This is a genomic window from Streptomyces sp. PCS3-D2 (assembly GCF_000612545.2).
Taxonomy (GTDB): Bacteria; Actinomycetota; Actinomycetes; order Streptomycetales; family Streptomycetaceae; genus Streptomyces.
Genome location: NZ_CP097800.1, coordinates 4,894,892 through 4,919,981, shown reverse-complemented (window position 1 = coordinate 4,919,981; position 25,090 = coordinate 4,894,892). Strand labels below are relative to the sequence as shown.

Annotated in this window: 18 protein-coding genes and 1 pseudogene; 10 read left to right on the top strand and 9 right to left on the bottom strand. The window is 72.9% G+C overall.

Annotated elements, in window-relative coordinates; genetic code table 11:
- Positions 1-924: a 5-dehydro-2-deoxygluconokinase gene (gene iolC / locus AW27_RS21625; RefSeq protein ID WP_052030992.1), complete on the bottom strand. Its 924-nt coding sequence runs from the start codon at positions 922-924 to the stop codon at positions 1-3.
- Positions 925-1,007: 83 nt separating this feature from the next.
- On the opposite strand from iolC, the gene AW27_RS21620 reads away from it, so the two are divergent.
- From AW27_RS21620 to AW27_RS21600, 5 genes are all read left to right on the top strand, one after another.
- Positions 1,008-1,922 (top strand): sugar phosphate isomerase/epimerase family protein, encoded by a 915-nt coding sequence (locus tag AW27_RS21620; protein ID WP_037923556.1) that lies wholly within the window; start codon positions 1,008-1,010, stop codon positions 1,920-1,922.
- A gap of 20 nt (positions 1,923-1,942) precedes the next feature.
- Positions 1,943-2,956, top strand: coding sequence for a Gfo/Idh/MocA family protein (locus AW27_RS21615; protein WP_037923555.1), 1,014 nt, complete (start codon positions 1,943-1,945; stop codon positions 2,954-2,956).
- Between the two features lie 239 nt (positions 2,957-3,195).
- Entirely contained in the window at positions 3,196-3,396 is a 201-nt protein-coding gene (locus AW27_RS21610) for a helix-turn-helix transcriptional regulator (RefSeq protein ID WP_037923554.1), read from the top strand.
- 139 nt (positions 3,397-3,535) lie between these two features.
- Entirely contained in the window at positions 3,536-3,769 is a 234-nt protein-coding gene (locus AW27_RS21605; RefSeq protein ID WP_037923552.1) for a heavy-metal-associated domain-containing protein, read from the top strand.
- A gap of 113 nt (positions 3,770-3,882) precedes the next feature.
- Positions 3,883-6,159 carry a heavy metal translocating P-type ATPase gene (locus tag AW27_RS21600; protein ID WP_037923551.1) on the top strand — a complete coding sequence of 759 codons (2,277 nt, stop codon included), beginning with the start codon at positions 3,883-3,885 and terminating at the stop codon, positions 6,157-6,159.
- Positions 6,160-6,539: 380 nt separating this feature from the next.
- Here the strand turns inward: AW27_RS21600 and AW27_RS21595 are convergent, their stop codons facing one another.
- Together AW27_RS21595 and recD2 are read right to left on the bottom strand one after the other, a co-directional pair.
- Positions 6,540-7,829, bottom strand: a complete 1,290-nt coding sequence (locus AW27_RS21595; protein WP_037923550.1) for a citrate synthase — start codon at positions 7,827-7,829, stop codon at positions 6,540-6,542.
- A gap of 182 nt (positions 7,830-8,011) precedes the next feature.
- A complete protein-coding gene (recD2, locus tag AW27_RS21590; RefSeq protein ID WP_052030853.1) occupies positions 8,012-10,267 on the bottom strand; it encodes an SF1B family DNA helicase RecD2 in 2,256 nt (751 codons plus the stop codon).
- 278 nt (positions 10,268-10,545) lie between these two features.
- Here recD2 and AW27_RS21585 point away from each other — a divergent pair, with 278 nt between their 5' ends.
- Positions 10,546-11,070, top strand: coding sequence for a DUF937 domain-containing protein (locus tag AW27_RS21585; protein WP_052030851.1), 525 nt, complete (start codon positions 10,546-10,548; stop codon positions 11,068-11,070).
- A 143-nt stretch (positions 11,071-11,213) separates the two neighbouring features.
- A pseudogene (locus AW27_RS21580) lies at positions 11,214-11,705 on the top strand (GNAT family N-acetyltransferase); the annotation flags it as partial.
- Here AW27_RS21580 and AW27_RS21575 read toward each other — a convergent pair.
- Positions 11,656-12,603, bottom strand: coding sequence for an EamA family transporter (locus AW27_RS21575; protein WP_037923549.1), 948 nt, complete (start codon positions 12,601-12,603; stop codon positions 11,656-11,658). The pseudogene AW27_RS21580 and the gene AW27_RS21575 sit on opposite strands and share 50 nt — an antisense overlap.
- Before the next feature lie 89 nt (positions 12,604-12,692).
- Here AW27_RS21575 and AW27_RS21570 point away from each other — a divergent pair, with 89 nt between their 5' ends.
- Both AW27_RS21570 and AW27_RS21565 read left to right on the top strand, forming a co-directional pair.
- Positions 12,693-13,685, top strand: a complete 993-nt coding sequence (locus AW27_RS21570) for a LysR family transcriptional regulator (RefSeq protein ID WP_052030847.1) — start codon at positions 12,693-12,695, stop codon at positions 13,683-13,685.
- Positions 13,686-13,695: 10 nt separating this feature from the next.
- On the top strand, positions 13,696-15,513 hold the full coding sequence (locus AW27_RS21565; RefSeq protein WP_037924312.1) for a glycoside hydrolase family 3 protein: 1,818 nt from the start codon (positions 13,696-13,698) through the stop codon (positions 15,511-15,513).
- An 80-nt stretch (positions 15,514-15,593) separates the two neighbouring features.
- Here the strand turns inward: AW27_RS21565 and AW27_RS21560 are convergent, their stop codons facing one another.
- The gene (locus AW27_RS21560; RefSeq protein WP_037923547.1) at positions 15,594-17,027 is read right to left on the bottom strand and encodes a S28 family serine protease; all 1,434 of its coding nucleotides are present in this window, start codon (positions 17,025-17,027) and stop codon (positions 15,594-15,596) included.
- 84 nt (positions 17,028-17,111) lie between these two features.
- A complete protein-coding gene (locus AW27_RS21555) occupies positions 17,112-17,513 on the bottom strand; it encodes a hypothetical protein (RefSeq protein WP_037923545.1) in 402 nt (133 codons plus the stop codon).
- A 255-nt stretch (positions 17,514-17,768) separates the two neighbouring features.
- Between AW27_RS21555 and AW27_RS21550 the strand changes: the two genes are divergently transcribed.
- Positions 17,769-18,323, top strand: coding sequence for an EF-hand domain-containing protein (locus tag AW27_RS21550; RefSeq protein ID WP_037923544.1), 555 nt, complete (start codon positions 17,769-17,771; stop codon positions 18,321-18,323).
- 17 nt (positions 18,324-18,340) lie between these two features.
- On the opposite strand, the gene AW27_RS21545 is transcribed toward AW27_RS21550, so the two are convergent.
- The 3 genes from AW27_RS21545 to speB all read right to left on the bottom strand — a co-directional run bounded on the left by AW27_RS21545 (position 18,341) and on the right by speB (position 25,080).
- Positions 18,341-22,198, bottom strand: a complete 3,858-nt coding sequence (locus AW27_RS21545; RefSeq protein WP_037923543.1) for an ABC transporter ATP-binding protein — start codon at positions 22,196-22,198, stop codon at positions 18,341-18,343.
- Between the two features lie 185 nt (positions 22,199-22,383).
- Positions 22,384-24,069, bottom strand: coding sequence for a thiamine pyrophosphate-binding protein (locus AW27_RS21540; RefSeq protein WP_037923542.1), 1,686 nt, complete (start codon positions 24,067-24,069; stop codon positions 22,384-22,386).
- A 48-nt stretch (positions 24,070-24,117) separates the two neighbouring features.
- Complete coding sequence (gene speB, locus AW27_RS21535; protein ID WP_030840481.1) at positions 24,118-25,080, bottom strand: agmatinase; 963 nt, start codon at positions 25,078-25,080, stop codon at positions 24,118-24,120.
- Positions 25,081-25,090 lie beyond the last annotated feature (10 nt).

Genomic DNA, 25,090 nt, shown 5'->3' with positions numbered 1-25,090 from the left:
TCAGACACCACCGGCACGCCCCAGCACCTCCTCCACCTCGGGGGAGGACGGCATCGCGCTGGAGCACGCCAGCCGCGAGGCCACGATGGCCCCCGCCGCGTTGGCGTAGCGCACGGTACGCCCCAACTCCCACCCCGCCAGCAGCCCGTGGCACAGGGCCCCGCCGAACGCGTCACCCGCGCCGAGCCCGTTGACCACGTCGACCTCGACCGGCGGAGCCTCCACCGTCGTCCCGTCGCGGTGGACCGCCAGCACGCCCAGCGGCCCCCGCTTGACCACCGCCAGTTCCACCCCCGCGGCGAGCAGCGCCCGGGCCGCCGCGTACGGCTCGGACTCGCCGGTGGCGATCTCGCACTCCTCCGGGTTGCCGACGGCCACCGTCGCGTGCGCGAGCGCCCGCGCGTAGTACGGCTCCGGTTTCTCCCGCCACAGCATCGGCCGCCAGTCCAGGTCGAACACTGTCGTGCCCGTCCGGCCCCTGGCCTCCAGTGCCGCCAGCGTCGCCGCCCGCGAGGGCTCCTCGCTCAGGCCGGTGCCCGTCATCCAGAACACGCGGGCCGCCCGTACCGCCGCCAGGTCCACCTCGTCCGCTGCGATCTCCAGGTCCGGCGCCTTCGGCAGCCGATAGAAGTACAGCGGGAAGCGGTCGGGCGGGAACATCTCGCAGAAGGTGACCGGTGTGGGGAGCCCGGCGACCTCGGCCACCCAGCGGCCGTCCACCCCGAAGCCCCGCAGCTCAGTGCGCAGATACGTGCCGAAGGGGTCCGCACCGGTGCGGCTGATCAGCGCGGTCCGCCGCCCGAGGCGGGCCGCGGCGACGGCCACGTTGGCCGCGGAACCGCCCAGGAACCGGCCGAAGGTCTCCGCCTCGGCCAGTGGTACGCCGGTCCTCAACGGGTAGAGATCCACCCCGATCCGGCCCATCGTGATCAGGTCGAACGGATACGGATCGCCGGTGCCGGTCACAGTCAGTCCTCCCACTCGTCCTCCACCCTAAGGTGGCCGTTATGACGTCCTCCCCGCCCGCGTTGACCCGTATCCGCATCGGTTCGGCTCCGGACTCCTGGGGGGTCTGGTTCCCCGACGACCCGCAGCAGACCCCCTGGCGACGCTTCCTCGACGAGGTCGCCGACGCCGGATACGAGTGGATCGAGCTCGGCCCGTACGGCTACCTGCCCACGGATCCCGCCCGGCTCACCGAGGAGACGGCCGCGCGCGGCCTGCGCGTCTCGGCCGGAACGGTCTTCACCGGACTCCATCACGGACCCGCCGTGTGGGAGGAGACCTGGGAGCACGTGTCGCGGATCGCGGCGCTGACGCGGGCCGTGGGCGCCGCCCATCTCGTCGTCATCCCCTCCTTCTGGCGGGACGACAGGACCGGGAAGGTGCTGGAGGACCGCACCCTCACCGCTTCCCAGTGGCGCGACCTGGCCTCCCAGACCGAGCGGCTCGGCCACGAGGTCCAGGACCGGTACGGGCTGCGGATCGTCGTCCACCCGCACGCCGACACCCACATCGACACCCCCGAGAACGTGGCCCGTTTCCTGGACGCCACCGATCCCGCCCTGGTCTCGCTCTGCCTGGACACCGGCCATTACGCGTACTGCGGCGGCGACAGCGTGCAGGCCGTCGAGACGTTCGCCGAGCGGATCGGCTACCTCCACCTCAAGCAGGTCGATCCGCGGATCCTCGCCGAAGTCGTCGCCGAGGAGCTGCCCTTCGGGCCGGCGGTGGGCCGCGGGGTGATGTGCGAACCGCCGTCGGGGGTGCCCGCGCTGGAACCCGTACTGGCCGCGGCCCAGCGTCTGGGCGTGGACCTGTTCGCCATCGTGGAGCAGGACATGTATCCCTGCCCGCCCGACCGGCCGCTGCCGATCGCCCGTCGTACCCGTGCCTACCTCCGCTCCTGCGGCGCCCGCTGACACTCCGGAAGGAACACCACATGACCAGCACGCTCGGCATCGCCGTCATCGGCACCGGGAAGATGGGCGCGGACCACGTGCGCCGGTTCGGGCGGACCGTCGGTGGCGCCCGGGTGGTGGCCGTGGCCGACCCGGACGGGGATCGGGTCAAGGAGGTCGCGGGCGCCCTCGACGGCGCGAGTGCGCACACCGACCCGGCGGCGGCGATAGCCGCGCCCGGGGTGCAGGCCGTCCTGATCGCGTCCCCGGGGCCCGCCCACGAAGAGGCGATCCTGCGGGCCCTGGAGCGGGAGTTGCCGGTGCTGTGCGAGAAGCCGCTGACTCCGGAGCCGGAGGGGGCGCTGCGCGTGATGGAAGCCGAGCGGCGGCTGGGGCGGCGCCTGGTCCAGGTGGGGTTCATGCGGCGGTACGACAGCGAGTACGAGCGGCTCAAGGAGCTGCTGGACGCGGGCGGGATCGGCCGTCCGCTCTTCCTGCACTGCCGGCACCGCAACGCCTCCTCGCCGTCCTTCTTCACCAGCGACATGCTGATCAGCGACTCCGTGGTGCACGAGGTGGACGCGGCCCGCTGGCTGCTGGGGCAGGAGATCACCGCAGTGACGGTGCTGTCGCCGCGGCCCACGTCGGCGGCGCCCGAGGGGCTGGCCGATCCCCGGATGGTGCTGCTGGAGACCTCCGGTGGGGCCGTCGTCGACGTGGAGATCTTCGTCAACTGCGGTTTCGGCTACCAGGTGCAGTGCGAGGCGGTCGGTGAGGCGGGCAGCGCCCGGATCGGCGACGGCCACGCGATGGTGGTGCAGGCGGCGGGCCGGTGGGGCGGCGAGATCGTCCAGGACTTCACGGTGCGCTTCGCCGACGCCTACGACCGGCAGCTGCGGCGCTGGGTGGCCGCGGCCGCACGCGGCCGCGTGACGGGGCCCGGGGCGTGGGACGGTTACGCGGCGGCGGCCGTCTCGGAGGCGGGCCTCGCGGCCGCGCGCACCGGTGCGCGGACGGTGGTGGAGCTGGCGGACCGGCCGGCCCTGTACCGCTGAGTCAGGGGCCCGTCCCCCGGCGTTCTCCCCTTCGGCCCCCGTGACTCTTCGGTCACGGGGGTCTCCCTCGTGTCACGCATGTCCGCGTTACGCGGGTCTTCCGTCACAGGCGGTCGACAGCCCCTCCCCGGCCCCCGGCCCGCGTCGTTCCCCGGGCACGTGATCGTCAGCGTCCGCGCGCCGGATCCCCCGACGGCCTCCCGGCCGGCCCGGCGGTGTGGACCAGGAGGGTGTCCCAGATGAGCGACCGACAGCTGTGGTCGTACAAGGAGATCGCCGCACACATCCGGGTCCAGCCGGACACCGTGCGCTCCTACCGCAAGCACGGGCTTCTCCCCCCGCCCGACCACGTGGAGGGCGGCCGGCCCTACTGGTACGCCGACACGGTCCGCGCATGGGTGGCCCGGCGGCCCGGCAACCGGGGGCGCCGCGAGGACTGAGCCCGCCACGGCGGAGCGGGACCGGACGCCGATGCTCGCTTTATACCCCCCAGGGGTATAGTCTTGGGTCGTCGGGAGGACGGCGGGAGCATCGGCCGCCACCCCGGCGACCGGACACACCGCTGAAGAGGAGAACGACATGAGCGCCGAGACGGACACCCAGACCACCACCGTCTACCGGGTGACCGGCATGACCTGCGGCCACTGCGAGGGCGCGGTGAACAGCGAGATCGCCGCACTGCCGGGCGTCACCTCGGTCAAGGCCGTCGCCGCGTCCGGCGAGGTCACCGTGATCTCCGCCGCCCCGCTGGCCGACGAGGACGTCCGCGCCGCCGTGGACGAGGCCGGCTACGAGTTCGCCGGGCGGCTCTGAGCGACACCCGTCCCCCTTCGGCCGCACCCGCGGCATTGCGCAGCACCCGCCGGGCCGTGCCGGCCAGCTCATACTGGACCCGCACGGCCCGGCCATCCCCCTGGAGCCGGAACATGACCAGCACAGTGCACGACGGACCGATAACGGCGGTCGAACTCTCGATCGGCGGGATGACCTGCGCCTCCTGCGCAGCCCGCATCGAGAAGAAGCTCAACCGGATGGACGGCGTCGAGGCCACGGTGAACTACGCCACCGAGAAGGCCCACGTCTCCTACAGCGGCGACGTCCGGGTCGCGGACCTGATCGCGACCGTCGTCAAGACCGGTTACACCGCCGAGGAGCCCGCGCCGCCCGCCCCTGCCGCCCCCGCGGCCGCCGGGGGAAGCGGCGGCGAGGAAGCGGACCGGGCACCGGCGCCCGACCCGGTGCTGTCCGCCCTGCGGCAGCGCCTGCTGGTCTCCGCGGCACTCGCCCTGCCCGTCGTCCTGCTCGCGATGATCCCCGCCCTGCAGTTCGACAACTGGCAGTGGCTGTCGCTGACCCTGGCTGCGCCCGTCGTGGTGTGGGGGGCCCTCCCCTTCCACAAGGCCGCCTGGACCAACGCCCGGCACGGTGCCGCGACCATGGACACCCTGGTCTCGGTCGGCACGCTCGCCGCCTTCGCCTGGTCGCTGTGGGCCCTGTTCTTCGGCCACGCGGGCATGCCCGGCATGCGGCACGGCTTCGATTTCGCCATTTCCCGCACGGACGGCTCCTCCGCCATCTACCTGGAGGTCGCGGCCGGGGTCGTCACCTTCATCCTCCTCGGCCGCTACCTGGAGGCGCGCTCCAAGCGGAAGGCCGGCGCGGCCCTCAAGGCCCTGCTGGAACTGGGCGCCAAGGACGTCGTCGTCCTGCGCGCGGGCGGGGAGGTGCGCATCCCGGTGGCCGAGCTCGCCGTGGGCGACCGCTTCGTCGTGCGCCCCGGCGAGAAGATCGCCACCGACGGCACGGTCGTCGAGGGCAGCTCCGCCGTGGACGCCTCCATGCTGACCGGTGAATCCGTCCCGGTCGAGGTGTCCGCGGGCGACTCCGTCACCGGCGCCACCGTCAACACCTCTGGGCGCCTGCTCGTGGAGGCGACCAGGGTCGGGGCCGACACCCAGCTCGCCCGGATGGCCAAGCTGGTCGAGGACGCGCAGAGCGGCAAGGCCGAGGTGCAGCGCCTCGCCGACCGGATCTCCGGGGTCTTCGTGCCCGTCGTCCTGGTCCTCGCGCTCGCCACCTGGACCGGCTGGCTGCTCGCCACCGACGACGCGACGGCCGCCTTCACCGCCGCCGTTGCCGTCCTGATCATCGCCTGCCCGTGCGCCCTGGGACTGGCCACGCCGACCGCGCTGATGGTCGGCACCGGGCGGGGCGCACAGCTCGGCATCCTGATCAAGGGCCCCGAGGTGCTGGAGTCCACCCGCCGGGTGGACACCGTGGTCCTCGACAAGACCGGCACCGTCACCACCGGCCGGATGACCCTCTCCCGCGCCGTCACCGCCGAAGGGATCGACGAACTCGAACTGCTGCGCCTGGCCGGGGCCCTGGAGCACGCCTCGGAGCACCCGATCGCCCGGGCCGTGGCCACCGCCGCCGCCGACCGGGCGGGCGCCCTGCCCGTGCCGGAGGGCTTCGAGAACATCGCCGGGCTCGGCGTCCAGGGCGTGGTCGACGGGCACGCCGTCCTGGTGGGCCGCGAGCGGCTGCTGGCCGACTGGTCGATCACCCTGCCCGAGGGGCTCGCACAGGCCAAGGCGGCCGCCGAGGCCGAGGGCGGCACCGCGGTACTGGTGGCCTGGGACGGAGCGGCGCGCGGGGTCCTGATCGTGGCCGACGCGGTCAAGGAGACCAGCGCCGAGGCGGTCGCGCGACTGCGGGAGCTGGGCCTGACCCCGGTCCTGCTGACCGGCGACAACCGGGCCGCGGCCGAGACGGTGGCCCGCGAGGTGGGCATCGACGAGGTGATCGCCGAGGTGCTCCCGCAGGACAAGGTGGACGTGGTGCGCCGCCTCCAGGCCGAGGGGCGCACGGTCGCCATGGTCGGCGACGGGGTCAACGACGCGGCCGCGCTGGCCCAGGCGGACCTGGGGCTGGCCATGGGCACCGGCACCGACGCCGCCATTGAGGCCGGCGACCTGACCCTCGTACGGGGCGACCTGCGGGTGGCGGCGGATGCGATCCGGCTCTCCCGCCGGACCCTGGCCACCATCAAGGGCAACCTCTTCTGGGCCTTCGGCTACAACGTCGCCGCCCTGCCGCTGGCGGCGGCCGGCCTGCTCAACCCGATGATCGCGGGAGCCGCGATGGCCTTCTCCTCGGTCTTCGTGGTGACCAACAGCCTGCGGTTGAGGTCCTTCCGATAGGGGATGACCTTCGCATCGTTCCCACACTTCCTTCACGGGAGACGCAGATCACAGTGACCTCGGCGTAACCATCCGGGGTCGTGACGGGTCTAATGGGGCGGTGCCAGGAACGTCTTGGGGGACGTTCCACGGAAACCTTGGGGGTTTTCCGTGGCATCCGCCGGCCGGGACACGTGCCCGCGGGAGGCTTTGAGCGGCCCTCCCGACCCGAACGGGTCCCGGCTCAAGGACGCCCCGATCCGGGTCCCGTGGGGGGAATCCGTTTCGGGGGGAATGGGAAACGCCCCGACCGTCGACCCGTGGGGGGATCGACGGCGGGGCGCTTCTCGTGTGCCTGGGGCGGTGCCGCGCGGCTCGGCGGGGCACCCTGGGGCCTCGGGTCAGCGGGCCTCGACGGGAACGAAGTCGCGCAGGACCTCGCCCGTGTAGATCTGGCGGGGGCGCCCGATGCGGGAACCCGGCTCCTTGATCATTTCCTGCCACTGGGCGATCCAGCCCGGGAGGCGGCCGAGCGCGAAGAGCACGGTGAACATCTCGGTGGGGAAGCCCATGGCCCGGTAGATCAGACCGGTGTAGAAGTCCACGTTCGGGTAGAGGTTGCGCGAGACGAAGTACTCGTCGGCGAGCGCGTGCTCCTCCAGCTTGAGCGCGATGTCGAGCAGCTCGTCGCTCTTGCCGAGCGCCGAGAGGACATCGTGCGCCGCCGCCTTGATGATCTTCGCCCGGGGGTCGAAGCTCTTGTAGACGCGGTGCCCGAAGCCCATCAGGCGGACGCCGTCCTCCTTGTTCTTCACCTTGCGGATGAAGGCGTCGACGTCGCCGCCGTCGTTCTTGATGCCTTCCAGCATCTCGAGGACGGACTGGTTGGCACCACCGTGCAGCGGACCCCACAGGGCCGAGATGCCGGCGGAGATCGAGGCGAACATGTTCGCCTGCGAGGAGCCGACCAGGCGCACCGTGGAGGTGGAGCAGTTCTGCTCGTGGTCCGCGTGCAGGATCAGCAGCTTGTCGAGCGCGGAGACGACGACCGGGTCCAGGTCGTACTCCTGAGCCGGCACGGAGAAGGTCATGCGCAGGAAGTTCTCGACGTAGCTGAGGTCGTTGCGCGGGTAGACCACCGGGTGGCCGACCGACTTCTTGTACGCGTAGGCCGCGATCGTCGGGAGCTTGGCCAGCAGGCGGATCGTCGAGAGGTGGCGCTGCTTCTCGTCGAACGGGTTGTGGCTGTCCTGGTAGAACGTGGACAGCGCGCTGACCACGGACGACAGCATGGCCATCGGGTGGGCGTCGCGCGGGAAGCCGTCGTAGAAGCGCTTCACGTCCTCGTGGAGCAGCGTGTGCTGGGTGATCTCGTTGCGGAAGGACGCGAGCTCGTCGACGGTGGGCAGCTCACCGTTGATCAGCAGGTAGGCCACCTCGATGAAGGACGAACGCTCGGCCAGCTGCTCGATCGGGTAGCCGCGGTAGCGCAGGATGCCCTGCTCACCGTCGAGGTAGGTGATCGCGGACTTGTAGGCGGCGGTGTTGCCGTAGCCACTGTCCAACGTCACGAGCCCGGTCTGGGCCCGCAGCTTCGAGATGTCGAAGCCCTGGTCGCCGACGGTGCTCTCCACCACCGGGTAGGTGTATTCGCCGTCCGCGTACCGGAGTACTACAGAGTTGTCGCTCACGTCATCCCTCACCGACGTAGTGCCTCTTCTTCGAGGTGCCCTGACTGCCTCTACCTTCCCCCATTTGGCGCAGGAGAGTGCACTCGGGGTCGGCGTTTGGTCCTTCCGACGGCACTGAGTGCCGCCAACTTGTCCATCCTGCCCCCTCCGAACGGCGGCGGGAACCCCAAATGATCGATCATTTAGGTGATGTTTCCCACCGGTATGCGGCCGGAGAGCCGCGCCGCCACCGCCGTGTACCTCCTACCTGCGGAAACGGTCCGCACGGCCTGACCGAGAGCCTTTCGGGACCCGACGAGGACGACCAGCTTCTTCGCCCTGGTCACCGCCGTGTAGAGCAGATTGCGCTGGAGCATCATCCAAGCCCCGGTGGTGACCGGGATCACCACGGCGGGATATTCACTTCCCTGGGAGCGGTGGATGGTGACGGCGTAGGCGTGGGCCAGCTCGTCGAGCTCGGAGAACTCGTAGCCGATCTCCTCGTCCTCCTCCGTCCGCACCGTCAGGCGCTGTTCGTCCGCGTCCAGGCCGACGACCACCCCGACGGTGCCGTTGAAGACGCCGTTGGCCCCCTTCTCGTAGTTGTTGCGGATCTGGGTGACCTTGTCGCCCACCCGGAAGACCCGGCCGCCGAAGCGCTTCTCCGGCAGGTCGGGGCGGGCCGGCGTCATCGCCTGCTGGAGCAGCCCGTTGAGGTTCCCGGCGCCCGCCGGGCCGCGGTGCATGGGTGCGAGCACCTGGACGTCCCGCCGGGGATCGAGGCCGAACCTGGCCGGGATCCTGCGGGCCGCCACGTCCACGGCGAGCACGCCCGCCGCCTCGGTGTCCTCCTCGGGGAAGAGGAAGAAGTCCGGCAGCCCGTCGGTGATCGGCGGCAGCCCGGTGTTGATGCGGTGCGCGTTGGTGACCACGCCGGACTGCTGGGCCTGCCGGAAGATCCGGGTCAGGCGCACCGCGGGCACCGGGCCGTCCTCGGCCAGCAGGTCCCTCAGCACCTCCCCCGCGCCCACCGACGGCAGCTGGTCCACATCCCCCACCAGCAGCAGGTGGGCCCCCGGGGCCACCGCCTTGACCAGCTTGTTGGCCAGCAGCAGGTCCAGCATCGAGGCCTCGTCGACCACGACCAGGTCGGCGTCCAGCGGCCGGTCCCGGTCGTACGCGGCGTCCCCGCCCGGTTTGAGCTCCAGCAGCCGGTGCACCGTGGAGGCCTCGGCCCCGGTGAGCTCCGACAGCCGCTTCGCGGCCCGTCCGGTGGGCGCGGCCAGCACCACCTTGGCCTTCTTCGCCCGGGCCAGCTCGACGATGGAGCGCACGGTGAAGGACTTGCCGCAGCCGGGCCCGCCGGTGAGGACGGCGACCCGGCGGGTCAGCGCCAGCCTGACCGCCTCCCGCTGCTCGGGGGCGAGCGCGGCCCCGGTACGCCCGGCGAGCCAGCCGAGGGCCTTGTCCCAGTCCACGTCCTGGAAGGACGGCAGCCGGTCGTCCTCGGCGCGCAGGAGCCGGCGCACCTGCCCGACCAGGGACAGCTCGGCCCGGTGGAAGGGCACCAGGTACACGGCGGTCAGCGGGTCGGGCCCGCCCTGCGGGTCCGGCACGGACTCCCGCACGACCCCCTCGGGGTCGGCGGCGAGCTCGGCCAGGCACTCGATCACCAGCCCGGTGTCGACCTGGAGCAGTTTGACCCCGTCGGCGATGAGCTTCTCCTCGGGCAGGAAGCAGTGGCCCTGGTCGGCGGATTGGGACAGCGCGTACTGCAGTCCGGCCTTGACGCGCTCGGGGCTGTCGTGCGGGATCCCGACGGCCTGCGCGATGCGGTCCGCCGTCAGGAAGCCGATGCCCCACACGTCGGCGGCGAGACGGTAGGGCTGGTTGTTGACGACGGAGATGGAGGCGTCGCCGTACTTCTTGTAGATGCGCACGGCGATGGAGGTGGAGACGCCGACGCCCTGGAGGAAGACCATGACCTCCTTGATGGCCTTCTGCTCCTCCCAGGCGGCACCGATCAGCTTCGTCCGCTTGGGCCCCAGCCCGGGGACCTCGATCAGGCGCTTCGGCTCGGCCTCGATCACGTCGAGCGTGCCGGTCCCGAAGTGCTCCACGATCCGGTCGGCGATCTTGGGTCCGATGCCCTTGATCAGGCCGGATCCGAGGTACCGGCGGATGCCCTGGATGGTGGCCGGCAGGACGGTCCGGTAGTTCTCCACGGTGAACTGCTTGCCGTACTGCGGGTGGGAGCCCCAACGGCCCTCCATGCGCAGTGATTCGCCGGGCTGCGCGCCCAGCAGGGAGCCGACCACGGTGAGCAGGTCGCCGGCGCCGCGGCCGGTGTCGACGCGGGCGACGGTGTAGCCGCTCTCCTCGTTGGCGTAGGTGATGCGTTCGAGGACGCCCTCGACCACCGCCCGCTGCACCGCCGCCCGTACCCCGTCCGTTTCCATGACCCGAAACTACCGGGCCGCGCCGACATCCCGTCAGGCCTGTGGACGAGGCCTCGGACAGCGCGAAGGGGGTCCCGCCTTGCGGCCGGACCCCCTCACGGTTACCCCTCCCGTGTCGGACTTCCCGATCCCCCCGGATCCCTCCCCGAAAGTCCCGACGCACCCTACGACCCTCGACCCCCACCGCAGGGTTGCATCCGGAGTCCCACCTTTATATTTCCGTTACCCAACGCCTGTCCGAGGTGCTGGCAAATCGGTACGGACGTAGCGTTTCAGGCATGAGCGAATCCTCATTGCAGGACGACGTGCTGGGCGAGCTCGGTGACGACCGGCTGAACGAGATCGCCTCGCTGCTCGGCACGGACACCGCCGGAGCGCGCGACACGGTGACGACCACGGTCGGGGCGATGACCGGCGGCCTCCGGCAGCAGGCCGACGCCGACGACGCGGACGGCGCGGAGGTCCGCCGGGCCCTCGCCGAGGTCGCCGAGCCCCCGCTGCAGGGCGTGTCCACGCTGGGCGGCGGTCTCGGCGGGCTGCTGAGCGGCGGAATGGCCGGGGTGCTGGCCAGGCTGAGCCGGCCCGTGGCCGACGCCGTCGCGAAGAAGACCGGCATCCCCGCGGCCACCGTCAGCCGGGTCGTCGAGCTGCTGATCCCGGTCCTGCTGGCGGTGTTCGCCAAGCGCGCCGCCTCCGGCCGGGCCGCCGGCACGCCCGCCGGAGGAGCCCCCGGCGCGCCCCCCGCGGGCGGGGGCGGCCTCGGCGACCTGCTGGGCCAGGTCCTCGGCGGCGACAGGAAGTAGCCGCCCCGGACCGCCCGCCCGGGCCGGGCGGTCCGGCGCGCGCGGGGCGTCCCCCCGGACCGCCCCGCGCGCTATCCTCGGGCGCCATGGACACGCCCGCGGCACCCCAGGCACCTGCGGACCCCGGGGCGAAGGGCCTGCTCCTGCGCGACCCGGCACCCGGCGAGCTGGGCTGGATCGTCCAGCGGCACGGCGCGCTGTACGCCGCCGAGTACGGCTGGAACGCCTCGTTCGAGGGCCTGGTGGCCCGGATCGTCGCCGACTTCGCCGAGGACCACGACCCGTACCTCGAACGGGTCTGGATCGCCGAGCTGGACGGACGGCCGGTGGGCTCGGTGATGTGCGTACGCGAGGAGGGCGCACCCGGCACCGCCCGGCTGCGGCTGCTCCTGGTCGACCCGGCGGGACGCGGCCGCGGCATCGGCAGCCTGCTGGTCGACACGGTCGTCTCCTTCGCCCGCTCTGTGGGCTACCGCGAGCTGGTGCTGTGGACCAACGACGTGCTGACCGACGCCCGCGGGCTCTACCTGAGGGCGGGCTTCACCCTGGTCGCCGAGCGCCCGCACCGCTCCTACGGGGTCTCCCTCATCGGGCAGGACTGGCGTCTGCCGCTGCAGGACGGCTCGCCGCGCTGACGGCCCCGCCGACCGGCGCGCGGGCGGCCGTACGGGGCCCCGGCCGTGCGGGGGCCAGCGACGTCAGTGCCACCCCGCCCACCAGCAGCACCGCCGCCACCCAGCGCAGGCCCGACACCTGCTCCCCCAGCAACAGCGCGGCCGATGACATCCCGAAGACCGGTACGAGCAGGCTGAACGGTGCCACCGCCGAGGCCGGGTAGCGGCGCAGCAGGTAGCCCCAGGCCCCGAAGCCCAACACGGTCGAGACCCACGCGACGTAGGCGATGACGCCCGCCCCGGACCAGTCCAGGGCCCGCAGCGCGGCCAGGTCGCGTTCGGGCCCCTCCAGCAGCAGCGACAGCCCGAGCAGCGGCAGCACCGGCACGGTGCACACCCACACCATGAAGTTCAGCGCGTCGGGCGGGGATGCCTTGCGGGTCAGCACGTTGGAGACGCCCCAGCAGGCGGCGGCCGCCACGACCAGCGTGAAGCCGAGCACCGGCCCGGAGCTTCCCCCGTCCACGGCGGCGACGACGATCCCGGCGAGCGCCACGGCCATCCCGGTCACCCTTGCCCGGCCCGGCCGCTCCCGGAGCACGACGGCGGCCAGGACGGCCGTGAAGACGGCCTGGACCTGCAGGACCAGGGAGGACAGCCCGGCCGGCATGCCCGCGTCCATGCCGGTGAAGAGCAGTCCGAACTTGGCGATGCCGAGGGCGGCCCCCACCCCCACGATCCACTTCCAGGCGACCTTGGGCGGCCCGACGAAGAACACGGCGGGCAGGGCGGCGACGAGAAAGCGCAGCGCGGACAGCAGCAGGGGCGGGAAGTGGTCGAGTCCGACCTCGATCACCACGAAGTTGAAACCCCAGACGGCGGCGACGAGCACGGCGAGTGCGGTGTGTACGGGACGCATGAACCGAGCATCGACCGGCCCGACCGTGTAGCACCAGCACGGATCTCTTCATCCATGGATGAAGCATCGCTGACGAATAGCATGGGGGCATGCTCGATCTCGCCCGGCTGCGCGCACTGCACGCCGTCTCCGTCCACGGCTCGGTCGCGGGCGCGGCGGCCGCCCTCGGCTACACCCCCTCCGCCGTCTCGCAGCAGATCGCCAAGCTGGAACGGGAGACCCGCACCACCCTGCTGGAGCGGCGCGGACGCGGGGTCGCCCTCACCGAGGAGGCCCGCCACCTGGCGGACACCGCACGGGAGTTGCTGGCGATCGTGGAGCGCGCCGAGACCACGTTGGAGGAGCGGCGCGGCCGGCCGAGCGGGCTGCTCACGGTCGCCGCGTTCGCCTCGGCCGCGCGCGGCCTGCTGCCGGGGGTGCTGGCCGATCTGGCCCGCCGTCACCCGGCCCTGGACGTACGCCTGACCGAGGTCGACCCGCACCTGTCCGTCGACCTCGTGGCCCGCGGCGTCACCGATCTGGCCGTGGCCCACGACTGGGACATCGCCCCGCTGCCCGCTCCCGAGGGGGTGGAGCAGGCCCTGATCGGGGACGACCGCTGCGACCTGGTGGTGCCGGCCGGGCATGCCTTCACCGCCCGGGAGACCGTCCGGCGCTCCGACCTCGGCGGTCAGCGCTGGGTGTGCCAGCCGCCCGGAAGGGTCTGCCACGACTGGCTGATGCGGACGCTGCGCACCGCCGGCTTCGAGCCGGACATCGTGCACGTCGCCGAGGAGAACCACACCATCGTCGCCCTGGTCGCGGCCGGTCTCGGGGTGGCGGTCGTCCCCCGGCTGGGCACCGGCGTGCTGCCTCCGGGGGCCGTGGCCGTCGCGCTGGAGCCGGGGCCCGTCCGCAGGCTGTACGCCCTCTGGCGGACCGGCGCCGCCCGCCGCCCGGCCATTACCGAGACGGTCCGCACCCTCCAGGAGCACTGGGCCGCGTCGGCCCCCCGTGCGGGCGGTCCCCCGGCCGGCGGACCGCCCGCACCGGCGGGGCGACACGCCCCGACACGCCCGGCCCCGCCCGGACGGCAGGGGTAGGGTCCGGCCCGTGCCGAACCACGCCTCCCGCCGGAACCTGCTCGCCGCGGCCGCCGCGGCCGCCGCCACGGCCGTGGGGGCGGTCGCCGCCACCTCGGGGCCCGCCCGGACCGCCGCCGTAGACGCCCGCAACCCCGAGGAACCCGCGGGCCGCCGGCCCGACCCGGCCCGGCTGCGACACGCCGTCGACCGCATGAGCCTCGCCGAGAAGGTCGGCCAGCTCTTCGTCTGCCGGGCCTACGGGCATTCCGCGACCGATCCCGACCCGGCCGACGCCGAGGAGAACCGGGCGCAGTTCGGCGTGCGCACCGCCGCCGAGCTGGTGTCCCGCTACCACCTGGGCGGGATCGTCTACTTCGCCTGGGCCCACAACACCCGGACCCCGCAGCAGATCGCGGCGCTCTCGGCTGGCCTCCAGCAGGCCGCCCTCACCACCGGCTCCCGGATCCCGCTGCTGCTCTCCACCGACCAGGAGCACGGTGCCGTCGCCCGTATCGGCAAGCCCGCGACCCTGTTCCCGGGGGCGATGGCCCTCGGCGCCTCCGGTTCCGCCGCCGACGCCCGGCGCGCCGCCCGCATCGCGGGTGCCGAACTCGCCGCCATGGGCATCCGGCAGGACTACGCACCCGTGGCCGACGTCAACGTCAACCCGGCCAATCCGGTCATCGGCGTACGCTCCTTCGGCTCCGACCCGCAGGCCGTGGCGGAGCTGGTGGCGGCCCAGGTGCGCGGCTACCAGGGCGCCGGCGTGGCCGCCACCGCCAAGCACTTCCCCGGTCACGGCGACACCGAGACCGACAGCCATGTCGGGCTGCCGGTCATGCGGCACACCCGCGCCGCCTGGGAGGAGCTGGACGAGCCGCCCTTCCGGGCCGCGGTGGAGGCCGGCGTCGACGCGGTCATGACGGCGCACATCGTCTTCCCCGCGCTGGATCCCTCGGGTGACCCGGCGACCCTCTCCCGGCCGATCGTCACCGGCATCCTGCGCGAACGCCTGGGCTTCCGGGGGGTGGTGGTCACCGACGCCCTGGACATGGCCGGGGTCCGCCAGAAGTACGGCGACGATCGCGTGCCCGTACTGGCTCTCCTGGCGGGCTGTGACCAGCTGCTGAACCCGCCGGACCTGCCGCTGGCCCACCGCAGCGTGATGGCGGCCGTCGCGTCGGGCGAGCTGGCCGAGAGCCGCGTCGAGGAGTCCGTGCTGCGGATCCTGGAGCTGAAGGCCCGTCGGGGCCTGTTCGACGAGATCCGTCCCTCGGCCCAGGCGGTGGAGGCGACCGTCGGCGTGCGCGGGCACCTCGACGCCGCCGACCGGATCGCGGCCGCCACGACGACCCTGCTGGCGAACCCCGGCGGGCTGGTGCCGCTCGACGCCGGGGCCGCGCCCCGACTGCTGGTCACCGGAACGGATCCGGTCTCCCCCACCGCCGGCACCGGACCGCCCACGGTCGTGCTGGCCCGGGAGTTGACCGCGCTGGGCTGTCGGGCCGCGGCGGTGGCGCCGGCGCGCGCGGCCGCCGCGGCGCCGGGGCACGCGGCGGTGCTGGTGTGCACGTACAACGTCCCGGAGGAGGGCGGTACGCAGCGCACCCTGGTGGCCGACCTGCTCGCCACCGGTGTCCCGGTGATTCTGGTGGCGCTCCGCAATCCCTACGACTCGGCCCGCCTGCCGGCCTGCGCGGCGGAGCTGGCCACGTACTCCTGGGGGGACGCGGAAATGCGCGCGGCGGCCCGGGTCCTCACCGGGGCGGCCCGGCCCGAGGGCCGCCTGCCCGTTCCGGTACCGGGCCGCTACCCACTGGGCCACGGGTTGACGCTCGACACCTGAGACGCGGACCCGAGACGGGGCATCCGGCGTCCGAGGTCCGACACGGCGGAGGGCACGCCCTCACCGCCCACCGGCCGGGGCTAGGGGCGCAGCTGGGGCTCACGCTCCAGGTCGCGCAGGTCGAGCTCGGCGTCCGGGGCGGCCAGCGGTGCCGCCCGGCCCGGATCGGCGAGCGCGGCGGCCGGGGCGACCCCGGCCCACTGGAGGATCTTGGCGGTGGCCAGGGCCTTCTCGCCGTCCATGAGCTTGGCGACGTTCGCGCCGTGGTTGGCGCCCGGGGCGATCATCACGTAGCTGTCGCGCGCCGTGTACCCGATGCGGAACGGCTCGGCGCCCCACGGGTCGTTCTGCCCGTACACGAACAGCATCTGGTGGGCGTTGTCGCGCACCCACCGGTCGATGTCCGCCATGGCTCCCGGCTGGAAGGTCATGGGGATGTCGCGGGGCACGAAGTTGCGCGGCGGCTGGTAGCCGTAGCGGCTCAGGTTGCCCAGGTGCGGCTGCTTGATGTTCGGGGAGCCGAGCTGGGTGCCCGCCTGGTAGTAGTACGGCGTGTACGTCTCCAGGCCCTGGTCGGTGTAGGCGGAGAAGCCGGAGATCGCGTCGATCGAGTCCCAGATCTGCTGGTCGGTGGCGGTGGCCGCGGCCGGGATCGAGCCGCAGTCGGCCAGCAGGCTGTACTGCCAGAAGGCCCACACGTAGTCGAGCACGACGGCCTCGTAGGCCCGGTCCAGGCTGCCGACGGTGGTGAAGGTCCAGCCGTTCTCGGCGGCGGCCGCCGCGTACCTGGCCTCCAGCGGCTCGCGGCGCACGAGGGCCTCGCGCTGGAGGGCGTTCAGCCTGTCGCGGCACTCCTTGGTGCCGACCTTGGCGAAGAACCGGTCATAGGCCGAGTCCTGCTGGTCGACGACGTCGTTGGGCGCGACGTACGCGACCACACCGTCCATGTCGTGCGGGTAGAAGCGCTCGTAGTACGTCGCCGTCATGCCGCCCTTGCTGCCGCCCGTGGCCAGCCAGTTCTTCTTGTAGATCTTCTTCAGGGCGGTGAAGATGCGGTGCTGGTCACTGGCGGCCTGCCAGATGTCGAGGTTGGCCCAGTCGGCCGGGGCGGGCCGGGAGGGCGTGAAGAACCGATACTCCATGGACACCTGGTTGCCGTCGATGATGGCCGTCGGCTCGCTGCGGCGCGGGTTGGTGCTGACGTTGTAGCCGGAGGTGAAGAACACCGAAGGACGCGAGACGTCCTTGTGCAGCAGGGTCAGGCGCTGGGTGAAGGTGCCCTTCCACGGCTGCCGGTGGTCGACCGGCTGCTCGTAGTTCAGCACGAAGAATCGGTAGCCGGGGTACGGCTTCTCCTCGATCAGGCTCATCCCGGGAATGCCGAGGATCTGGTCCTTGATGTCCGCGGCGGCCGCCGGCCCCGCGGCGGTGGCCGCCTGAGCCGTGGATCCGGCCGCACCCATGGTGCCGATGAGCACCACGAGCGACAGCAGCCATCCGAGCGTCTTGCGCATTCGCCCTCCCCTTGGGTTCACTTCGGTCGCCGTGAACCTAGCGGGGCCAACACGCTTCTGAACAGACTCAGTTGGGACTGTCCGTCAGCAAAGGATCCAGCCGGAGTCGGCCGAGCCGGCTCCCACGTTCCCCTTGACGTACACACAGCGGCTGATCGCCCCCACGGTGACGGGCCCGGCATGCCGGGTGAACCGTCCGCCGTCGCGCACGGGTGCGCCGCCGCGCGGCTGGATGCTCACCGCCATCCGCCGCCGCTCTCCGGCGGTCCGGGCCACGGCCATCGCACAGGCCCGGCTGCGACTCTTGTAGACGCGCAGCTCGCCCGCCTCGAAGGGCACCGTCCGGACCAGCCGGCCTGCACACCAGCCGCCGGCGGCCCGGACGGGCGCCCCGGCGAACAGCCCGCCGACGCAGAGCCACAGGGCCGCTGTGAGCGCTCCCAACGACGCGGCCCGACGGCCCCGCCCGCTCAGCCCGTTCACCATCCAGTCCCCCGATCGGTCGTACGCACGACGCACATGCGCACGCACGTACGACGCCCGGACGCCGCGAAAGGTTGCCGCCCCCAAGGACCGGACCCGTCCCGCCCCGGTCCGCCCCTCGCTCGTACGGGTGCATCCGCAACTCCCCGGCGGGAACGGGGGAGTTCGCAACCCACCGGGACATTACGCTAGGTGACCGCAAGCCCGCACAACGTGTCCGCAGAGCCGGGGGCGGACGGAGCCGTGAAAGGCACTCACATGACGAACGACCTGCTCGACCGCAAGCTGGAGCGCGCCTTCACGCACCTGGACGCCGACCGGAGCGGGGTGATCGACGCCGACGACATCATCGCGCTCGGCTCCCGGCTGCTGACCGCCCTCGCGGAGCCGGCCGACTCGCCGAGGGCCGCCCTCGTGATGGGCGGGCTGGCCGACTTCTGGCAGGACCTCTTCACCGAGCTGGACCTGGACCGCGACGGCAAGGTCACGCCCGAGGAGTACAAGCTGGGCATGACCCGGCTGTACGCGCAGGGCGGGCCGGCCTACGACCGCTCCTTCCGCCCGATGATGCGGGCGCTCCTCACGATCGTGGACACCGACGGCGACGGGCGCATCAGCCCGGAGGAGTTCCACCGGGCGCAGGAGGCCTTCGACACGAACCTGAGCCCCGCCCACACCGAGGCGCTGTTCCGGCGGATCGACGCGGACGGGGACGGCACCCTGACCGTGGACGAACTCCTCGGCGCGGTACGGGACTACTACACCGGCGAGGACGAGGACGCCCCGGGGAACCTGCTGTTCGGCGAGTTCTGACCCGGGGGCCCTGCCCTTCAGGCCGCCGCGTGCTCGTCCTCCCCGACGAAGGTGCGCCACAGCTCCGCGTACCGCCCGCCGAGCGCGAGGAGGTCGGCGTGCGGGCCGTCCTCGACGACGCGGCCCCGGTCCATCACGACGACCCGGTCGGCGCGCGCGGCGGTGGTCAGCCGGTGCGCCACGACCAGGGTGGTGCGCCGACCCGCCAGCCGGTCCGTCGCCCGGTTGACCTGGGCCTCGGTGGCCAGGTCGAGGGCGGCGGTGGCCTCGTCCAGCAGCAGCACATCCGGGTCGACCAGCTCGGCGCGGGCCAGCGCGATCAGCTGGCGCTGGCCCGCGGAGAGGTTGCGGCCGCGCTCGGCGACGGTGTGCAGGTAGCCGCCGTCCAGGGTGGCGATCATGGCGTGGGCGCCGACCGCGCGGGCCGCGGCCTCCACCTCGGCGTCGCTCGCGTCCGGCCGACCGTAGGCGATGGCGTCGCGAACCGTCCCCGGGAAGAGGTACGACTCCTGGGGGACGACGCCCAGCCGGTGGCGGTACTCCGTCAGGTCGAGCTCCCGCAGGTCGGTGCCGTCGGCGGTGATCCGCCCGGAGGTCGGGTCGTAGAACCGGGCCACCATCTTCACCAGCGTGGACTTCCCCGCCCCGGTCTCGCCGACGAAGGCCACGGTCTGCCCGGCGGGTATGCGCAGGCTGATCCCGGCCAGGGCGTCGCCCTTCTCGCCGCGTTCGGCGGCCGTCCCGTACTGGAAGCGGACGTTCTCGAAGGCGATCTCGCCGCGCAGCTCCGGCAGTTCACGCGGGGCGGCGGGCCGCGGGGTGGTGGTGGGCTCCCGCAGCAGCCCCTGGATGCGGCCGAGGGAGACGGTGGCCTGCTGGTAACCGTCGAAGACCTGGGAGAGCTGCTGGACCGGGGCGAAGAAGAGGTCGATGTAGAGCAGGTACGCGACGAGGGCGCCGGTGGTGAGCGTCCCGGCCTCGACCCGGCCCGCGCCGACGATGAGCACGGCGGCCGCGGCGGCCGAGGACAGGAGCTGGACGAACGGGAAGTAGACCGATATCAGCCACTGGCCGCGGACCCGGGCCTGCCGGTAGGAGTCGCTGCGCTCGGCGAAGCGGGTGGCGCCGGAGCCCTCGCGGCGGAAGGCCTGCACGATGCGCAGGCCGGAGACGGACTCCTGGAGGTCGGCGTTGACCAGGCTGACCCGGTCGCGGGCGAGCTCGTAGGCGGCGACCGACCTGCGGCGGAACACGATCGTCCCGACGACCAGGACGGGGAGGGTCGCGAAGACGATCAGCGCGAGCTCGACGTCCAGGACGAGCAGGGCGATCAGGATCCCGAAGAAGGTGAAGACGGAGACGACGGCCGTGACCAGCCCGGTCTGGAGGAACGTGGACAGCGAGTCCACGTCCGTGGTCATCCGGGTCATGATCTTGCCGGTCAGCTCGCGCTCGTAGTAGTCGAGCCCCAGCCGCTGGAGCTGGGCGAAGATCTTGACGCGGAGGGAGTACAGGACGCGCTCGCCGGTGCGGCCCGTCATCCGGGTCTCGGCGAACTGTGCGGCCCACTGGGCGACGACGACGGCGAGGGCGAGCCCGGCGGCCACCCAGACGGCGCCGAGCACGGCCGCTTCCACGCCCTGGTCGATGCCGTGGCGGATCAGGATCGGCAGGAGCAGTCCGGATCCCGCGTCCACGGCCACGAGGGCGAGGCTGATGGCGAGCGGTGCCCAGAACCCCCTGAGCAGGCGGCGCAGCCCATAGCTGTCCTCGGCGGCGGCCGCGCGGGTCTCGTCCACGTCGGGCCGGTCGTCGGCGGGCGGCAGCGCGGCCACCTGGGCGAGCAGTTCGGGAGTGGCGGGCGTCCCGGCCACCGCACCGGCCATCGAGTGGCCGGCTCCGGGCACCCCCGCACCGGCGGCGGGGGCGGTGCCGGGGCCGGTCGCCGTGTCCGGCTCCTCACGTCGGCGCCACAGCTCGGGGGTGATCCCGGCGGGGACCCTGCGCTTGGCGTTGACGGGCTCGGAGTCGATCTCGGCTTCCAGCTCGATGTCGCGTTCGAGGTCGCGGTCGAGCTCGCTCTCGAACTCGGCCATCGCGAGGGCGTCCGGGGTCCGCGGCGAACCGGCGCCGAGCGCGTCGGGGTCGGTCAGCAGCCTGCGGTAGAGCGGCGAGCGCTTCTGGAGCTCCTCGTGCGTCCCGATCTCGGCGAGCCGCCCGCGGTCCAGCACGGCGATCCGGTCGGCCAGCGCGAGCGTGGAGCGGCGGTGGGCGATCAGCAGGGTGGTCCGGCCGGCCATGACGGCGCGCAGGGCCTCGTGGATCTCGTGCTCGACGCGGGCGTCCACGGCGGAGGTGGCGTCGTCGAGGAGCAGCAGCCGGGGGTCGGTGAGGATGGCGCGGGCCAGGGCGATGCGCTGGCGCTGGCCGCCGGAGAGGGTCAGGCCCTGCTCGCCGACCTTGGTGTCGTACCCGGCGGGCAGCGCCCGGACGAATCCGTCGGCCTGGGCGGCGCGGGCGGCGGCCCGGATCTGCTCGTCGGTGGCGCCGGGATGCCCGTAGGCGATGTTCGCCCGGATGGTGTCGGAGAAGAGGAAGGAGTCCTCGGGGACGAGGCCGATCGCGCCGCGCAGGGACGCGTAGGTCAGCTCGCGGACGTCGTGACCACCGATGCGGACGGTGCCGCGGTCGGCGTCGTAGAAGCGCGGCATGAGGAGGGAGACGGTGGACTTCCCGCTGCCCGAGGCGCCGACGACGGCGACGGTCTCGCCCTCCGCCACCGACAGCGAGAAGCCGTCGAGGACGGGCCGCTCGGGGTCGTAGCCGAAGCGGACGTCCTCGAACTCGACGGTGGCGGGCGCGTCGGCGGGCAGTTCGTGTACGCCCTCCCGGATCGCGGGCTCGGTGTCGATGAGCTCGAAGACCCGCTCCGCGCCGGCCCGGGCCTGCTGGGCGACGGTGAGGACCATGGCGAGCATGCGGACGGGGCCGACGAGCTGCGCGAGGTAGGTGGAGAAGGCGACGAAGGTGCCGAGGGTGACCTGCCCTTCGGTGGCCATCCAGCCGCCGAGGGCCAGCATGGCGACCTGGGCGAGCGCGGGCACGGCCTGGAGGGCGGGGGTGTAGCGCGAGTTGAGGCGGATGGCCCGCATCCGCCCGGCGAACAGCCGGCGCCCGGCCTCGCGGAGCTTGCCGGTCTCCTGATCCTCCTGGCCGAAGCCCTTGACGACGCGTACGCCGGTCACGGCCCCGTCGACCACGCTCGCGACCGCGGCCGCCTGGCTCTGCGCGTACCAGGTGGCGGGGAAGAGCTTCCTGCGGCTGCGCTTGGCGATGAACCAGAGCGCGGGCGCCATCAGCAGCGCGACGACGGTCAGCAGCGGCGACAGCCACAGCATGATCCCGAGGGATATCCCGAAGAGCAGGAAGTTCCCGATGGTCATCGGGAGCATGAAGAGCAGGCCCTGGATCAGCTGCAGGTCCGTGGTGGCGCGCCCGACGACCTGCCCGGTGGACAGCTCGTCCTGGCGCCGCCCGTCGAGGCGGGAGATGGTGTCGTACATCTCGGTGCGCAGGTCGTGCTGCACGTCGAGGGCGAGGCGTCCGCCGTAGTACCGGCGTATGTAGGTGAGCACGTACACGAGCAGGGCCGCGGCCACGAGCATCCCCGCCCAGGGACCCATGGGCTTGGAGCGGTCCCCGATGACGTCGTCGATGATCACCTTGGTGACCAGCGGCACGAGCGCCATGACGGCCATCCCCGCCAGCGAGGAGCCGAGCGCGAGCAGCACGTTCGCCCTGTACCGCCAGGTGTGGGCGGCCAGCCGCCTGACCCAGCCCCGTTTCTCCCCCGCCGCTGTCTGTGCCGCCGCCACGTAGGCCTCCCCGTTCGGTCCTGTCCTGCCGGAAGCGGGAACGCCCCGACCGGCGGATTTCATCCCGCCGCAACCATTCGAACGTGTACTCCGGGCGCCTCCGGCGCACCCGGGGAGCCCCGGTTCGTGGTCCGTCCGGGTCGCGGGGCCGCTTCGCGCGGGTACGGGTTCAGACGGGTACGGGTTCAGAGGTGGGTGGGGGCGAACATCCTGAGGGTGGCCGGGAGGACCAGGACCGAGGGGCCCGGGGTGGCGAGGGCCTTCCTGAGGTCACCCGTCAGCGACTCCGGGGTGGTCGTGGCCGCCGGGACGCCGAAGGACCGCGCCAGGGCGGCGAAGTCCGGGCGGGTGAGGTCCGTGCCCGTGGTGCGGCCTTCGAAGGCGTCGGTCATGTACGCGCGCAGGATGCCGTAGCCGCCGTCGTCCACGATCAGCCAGGTGACGTCCAGATCGTGCTGCCGGGCCGTCGCCAGCTCCGCGAGCGAGTACATCGCGCCGCCGTCCCCCGAGACGGCGAGCACCGGGGTGCCCGGCTCCGCGACGCAGGCGCCGAGGGCCGCCGGGAAGGCGTAGCCGAGGCCGCCCGCGCCCTGGGCCGAGTGCATGGTGTTGGGGTGCCTGGCGTCGAAGGCCGACCACGCCCAGTAGGACAGGATCGTCATGTCCCAGAAGGACGGCGAGCGGGCCGGCAGCGCGGTCCGGATCGAGGCCAGGAGGGACTGCTCCAGGGCCAGGTCCTGGTCCGCGAGGCGGGCCGCGATGTCCTCCAGGACCATGCGGACCCGCTCGGGGGCGTGGTCGTCCTGCCGCTCGTCCACGGTCTCCAGCAGCGCCTGGAGGGCGAGGCGGGCGTCGGCGTGGATGCCCAGGGCCGGGTGGTTGGACTCCAGCTTGCCGAGGTCCGCGTCGATCTGGACGATCCGGCCCGTGGGGAAGAAGGTGTGGTAGTTCGAGGACAGCTCGCCCAGGCCCGAGCCGACGACGAGGAGCACGTCGGCGTCCTCCAGGAAGTCCGTCATGTGGCGGTCCTCCAGCCAGGACTGGAGGGACAGCGGGTGCGTCCAGGGGAAGGCGCCCTTGCCGCCGAAGGTGGTGACCACGGGTGCGCCCAGCCGCTCCGCCAGCTGCCTGAGCTTGCCGGAGGCGTCGGAGCGGACGACCCCGCCGCCCGCGATGATCACCGGGCGGGAGGCCCGCGACAGCCAGTGGGCGGCCAGCGCGGTCAGCTCCGGGCGGGGCGCGAGCTCGTGCGGGGTCGCGTCCATGCCCGTGACCTGCGGGACGATCGTCTCCGACTGCAGGACGTCCTCCGGGATCTCCACCCAGACCGGGCCGTGCGGGGCCGTGAGCGCTGACTCCCAGGCCTCGGCGACGACCGAGGGGATCTGGGAGGCGGTGCGCGCCTCGTGGACCGACTTGACCACGTCGCGGAAGGACGCGGACTGGTCGCGCAGCTCGTGCAGGTGGCCGCGCCGCCCGCCGCCGAGGCCTGCGACCGGCACCTGGGAGGAGATGGCGAGCACCGGCGCGGAGGCCGCCGCCGCCTCCGCCAGAGCCGGCAGGGCGGTGAGCGCGCCGGGGCCGGTGGACAGCAGGAGGGGTGCCGCCTCGCCGGTGATCCGGCCGTACGCGTCCGCCGCGAATCCGGCGTTGTTCTCCACCCGCAGGGTGACCAGCCGCAGGTCGGAGCGCCCCACCGCGTCGAAGAGGCCGAGGGCGTGCTGCCCCGGCAGTCCGAACACGGTGGTGGCGCCCAGCGAGCGCAGCGTCTCCACGACCAGGTCTCCGCCCGTGCGCCCCGGCGGCGGCGCGAGCGCGGCGGCCGTCTGGGCCGCGGTGGGACGGAGTACCAGGTCGTGGTCGTGCGTCACGGGGTGCGGTGCCCTTCTTGCTTCGCCTCGCCTTGCTTCGCCTTCGGCCTACTTCGCCTTCGACGCCGCGATCTGGCGGCTCATGATGGTGGTGAGCTCGTACGCGGTGTGCGAGGCCGCGACCGAGGTGATCTCCGCGTGATCGTACGCCGGGGCGACCTCGACCACGTCGGCGGAAACGAGGTTGCAGGAGGACAATCCGCGGATGATCTCCAGCAGCTCGCGGGAGGTCATGCCGCCCGCCTCGGGGGTGCCGGTGCCGGGCGCGTGCGCCGGGTCCAGGACGTCGATGTCGATGGAGATGTAGAGCGGGCGGTCGCCGATGCGCTGGCGCAGCTGGTCGGCGACCTCGTCGGCGCCGCGGCGGTAGACGTCCGCCGAGGTGACGATGCCGAAGCCCATCTTCGCGTCGTCGTCGAGGTCCTGCTTGCCGTACAGCGGGCCGCGGGTGCCGACGTGGGAGAGGGCCTCGGTGTCGAGGATGCCTTCCTCGACGGCGCGGCGGAACGGCGTGCCGTGGGTGTACTCGGCGCCGAAGTAGGTGTCCCAGGTGTCCAGGTGCGCGTCGAAGTGCAGCAGGGCGACCGGACCGTGCTTCTTGGCGACGGAGCGGAGCAGCGGGAGGGCGATGGTGTGGTCGCCGCCGAGGGTCATCAGGCGGGAGCCGCCCGCGAGGAGCTCGTCGGCAGCGGCCTCCACCGTCTCGACGGCCTCGTTGATGTTGAAGGGGTTCACCGCGATGTCACCGGCGTCCGCGACCTGCGCGAGGGCGAAGGGGGAGGCGTCCTGCGCCGGGTTGTAGGGGCGCAGCAGGCGGGAGGCCTCGCGGATGGCGTTGCCGCCGAAGCGGGCGCCGGGGCGGTAGGAGACGCCGGAGTCGAAGGGCACGCCGACGACGGCGACGTCGGCGGAGCCGACCTCGTCGAGGCGGGGCAGCCGGGCGAAGGTCGCCGGGCCCGCGTAGCGCGGGATGCGGGAGGAGTCGACGGGTCCGCGCGGCTGCGTGCTCATGGCTGTGCCT